Source organism: Streptomyces sp. NRRL S-495 (genome assembly GCF_000966955.1).
GTDB lineage: Bacteria > Actinomycetota > Actinomycetes > Streptomycetales > Streptomycetaceae > Kitasatospora > Kitasatospora purpeofusca.
Genome location: NZ_JZWY01000314.1, coordinates 1 through 2,952 on the forward strand (window position 1 = coordinate 1; position 2,952 = coordinate 2,952).

Genomic DNA, 2,952 nt, shown 5'->3' on the forward strand with positions numbered 1-2,952 from the left:
CCGGTGGAACCGCCCGCCGGTCCGTCGGCCGATTCGCCCCGGGTCGCGCGCGCCTCGGCCGGGCGGGCCTGGGCGGGTACGGTGCCGAGCAGTCCGGAGGCGATCGCGAACGCGTCGGGCACGGCGGCCCGTTGCCCCGGCAGGGGCAGCCCGCCGGCCCGGATCCGGTCCTGGAGCGTGCTGCCGACAGCGGCGGTCGCGCCGGCGAGCTCCGGTACGGCGCCGGCGGTCGCGGTGCCCGCCCCGGGCACGTCCGTGGGAGTCGGGCCGGTGATCCGGTCGAGCAGTCCGGCGGTCGGGTCCTGTCCCGGCAGGTCCGCCCCGGACGACGGGCCGGGCGCGGGGGAGGGGACGGCTGCGGTGGCCGGGGCGCGGGGCGCGGGTGCCGCCGTCCGGCCGAGGGCGGTCCCGTTCGCGGAACCGCCGCCCCGGACTCCGCCCGGGTGCCCGGCCGACGGTCCGTCGGCCGGTGTCCCGCCGCCGCCCAGCGTCCGGCCCACGGTCCGGCTGGCGGGTTCCGGGAGCGCCTCGGCGTCGGCCGCACAGGCGCCGGGAGCGCCGAACCCCCAGAGCTGCGCGAGGAGCGCCCCGCCGGCCGCGACGGCCCGGGGGCCGGGCAGCCACCGCCGGGCCGGACGCCACCCGGCCGGACGCCACCGGCCGCCGACGGTCCGTCGGGCGGGTTCCGGGCCACTGCTCGCGTGATTGGCTCGCACGTGAATAGAGAACGAGCGGACGGGCCGTGAGGTCACGGCTGCACCGTCACGGACAGTCATCGCGACCCGCGCGCTGCCCGCCCCCGCGTCCGGCTTCCGCCGTGCCGCTCCCGGCCCGGCCGTCAGGTGGCGCCGGTGCTCAGGAGTTCGGACGCAGCGTCCAGATCACCGTCATGACACCGGTCACGGCGCCGTCGGCGCGGGTGATCTCGACGGTCACCGGGAACTCGGGGCGCTCGCCCTTGTCCAGCTCGGCGACGATCTCGGCGGCGGGCCGGCCGAGCACCGCGGTGGCCGTGACGACGCCCATGGCGAGCTTCTTGTAGGCGATCTCGGCGCTCACCGCGAGCGGCACCGCGCGCGAGAGCTGGTCGCCGAACGCGGCCAGGACGATGCAGCCGCTGGCCGACTCGGCGAGGGTGAACATCGCGCCGGCGTGCGGGCCGCCGACGTGGTTGTGGTACTCGGGCTGGTCCGGCAGCCGGAGTACGGCGCGCTCGGGGGAGGTCTCCAGGTACTCCAGCTTGAGGGTCCGCGCCATCGGCACGGTGGAGTCGAGCAGCTGGCCGATCGAAGGTGTCGTCATGGCGGCAACGTTACTAGCCGGTAGCTTTCGGCGGCAGGCCTGTGACCGGGGAAAAAGATGAGACGCGGACCACGGTGCGGCCTGGGTCACACCGCCCTCCCGTCCCCGCCGCGGATGTGAGGGAACGCGAAAAAGCCCCGGGGGTCGGTCTCTTGACGAAACCGACCCCCGGGGTCATGGGGTGAGTGACGGGACTCGAACCCGCGGCCACCTGGACCACAACCAGGTGCTCTACCAACTGAGCTACACCCACCATCAGTCCGGACCGTTCGCGCTCTTCGGCGCTCCCGTTCCGACAAGAAGAACTCTACAGGATCCGAGAGGGTGCTCGCGCCAGGGTTCCGGTGGCCCCGCTCCGGTCGGACGTCCGGGTGTCCGGACGCCCGACCGGGACGGGCCGCGGCCGGTGGGTCAGCCCGCCGGGGGCTGGAACTTCTCGGCGATCGCGCGCGCGGTGTCGGTGTCCGGGCCGGGCTGGGCGACGAACACCGCCTCGCGGTAGTAGCGCAGTTCGTCGATGCTCTCGCGGATGTCGGCGAGCGCGCGGTGGTTCCCGCCCTTCTGCGGGCTGTTGTAGTACGCCTTCGGGTACCAGCGGCGGGCCAGCTCCTTGATCGAGGAGACGTCCACGATCCGGTAGTGCAGGTGACCCTCCAGGGCCGGCATGTCCCGGCTCAGGAAGCCCCGGTCGGTGGCCACCGAGTTCCCGCACAGCGGCGTGCGCCCGGCCTCCGGCGCGTGCTCGCGCACATAGGCGAGCACCAGCGCCTCCGCCTCGGCCAGGGTGACGCCGTGCTCCAGCTCGTCCAGCAGCCCGGACGAGGTGTGCATCGCCCGCACCACGTCGGGCATGTTCGCCAACGCCTCCGCCGGCGGGCGGACGATGACGTCCACACCCTCGCCGAGGATGTTCAGCTCGGAGTCCGTCACCAGCGCCGCGACCTCGACCAGGGCGTCCCGGTCGAGGTCGAGGCCTGTCATTTCACAGTCGATCCATACCAAACGGTCATTCACGCCACTCACCCTACGGCGCGATCACGCGCCGCGGGCACCGATGGAGCCGAGCGGGGTGCCGGGGCGTAGCCCTCGGAACCGTGCTCGTCCGGCGTGTGGCCGTCCGCCTCCCGCACCTCGCGGGCCTCCCTGGCGTCCCGGACCTCCCTGCCATCCCTGGCGTCCCGGCCGGGGTGGCCGCCGGGGTGCGCCGGTCGGCCGTCCCGGGCGGACCGTGCCTCACGGGGCTCCCTGGCCTCGGCCGCGGCGCTCCGACCGCCCTGCGGACGCAGCTGACCCGCCGCCCGGGCCTGCCGGGCCCGCGCCTCCGCCGCCCCGCCCGGGGCAGCGGCCGGCAGACGCCCGCCGGACGCGCCGTGCACCCGGCCGGCGGCACCCGCCGGGGACTCGTCCTGCGGACGGTCGGCCGCGCTCCGGTGCCCCTGGCCCTGGCCGCGCGCCCCCGGCTGCGGATGCCCGTCCTCGGCGGCGGCGTGCTCCGCCGTCCGGGGCGGCCGGCCCGCGCCGGGTCCGGGCTGGGCCGGGACGATCGGCGGTCGCGCCGGACCGCGCCCGGTCCCCGGCTGCCCGGGGTGCGCCTGGTGCCCGGCCGCCTGGTGCGGGTACGGCTGCCCGGCCCGCGCGTGGACGCCCTGG

The 2,952-nt window shown here is 76.3% G+C and carries 2 protein-coding genes, 1 tRNA gene and 2 pseudogenes; all 5 read right to left on the reverse strand.

What is annotated here, in order from left to right; genetic code table 11:
- Positions 1 to 716 (reverse strand): annotated as a pseudogene (locus VR45_RS17385) (hypothetical protein); the annotation flags it as partial.
- Positions 717 to 855: 139 nt separating this feature from the next.
- Complete coding sequence (locus tag VR45_RS17390) at positions 856 to 1,302, reverse strand: DUF4442 domain-containing protein (RefSeq protein WP_030394133.1); 447 nt, start codon at positions 1,300 to 1,302, stop codon at positions 856 to 858.
- 177 nt (positions 1,303 to 1,479) lie between these two features.
- Positions 1,480 to 1,555 (reverse strand) — tRNA-His (locus VR45_RS17395).
- A 158-nt stretch (positions 1,556 to 1,713) separates the two neighbouring features.
- Entirely contained in the window at positions 1,714 to 2,316 is a 603-nt protein-coding gene (gene orn, locus VR45_RS17400; protein WP_078880011.1) for an oligoribonuclease, read from the reverse strand.
- A gap of 5 nt (positions 2,317 to 2,321) precedes the next feature.
- Positions 2,322 to 2,952: pseudogene (locus VR45_RS46975) on the reverse strand (hypothetical protein); the annotation flags it as partial.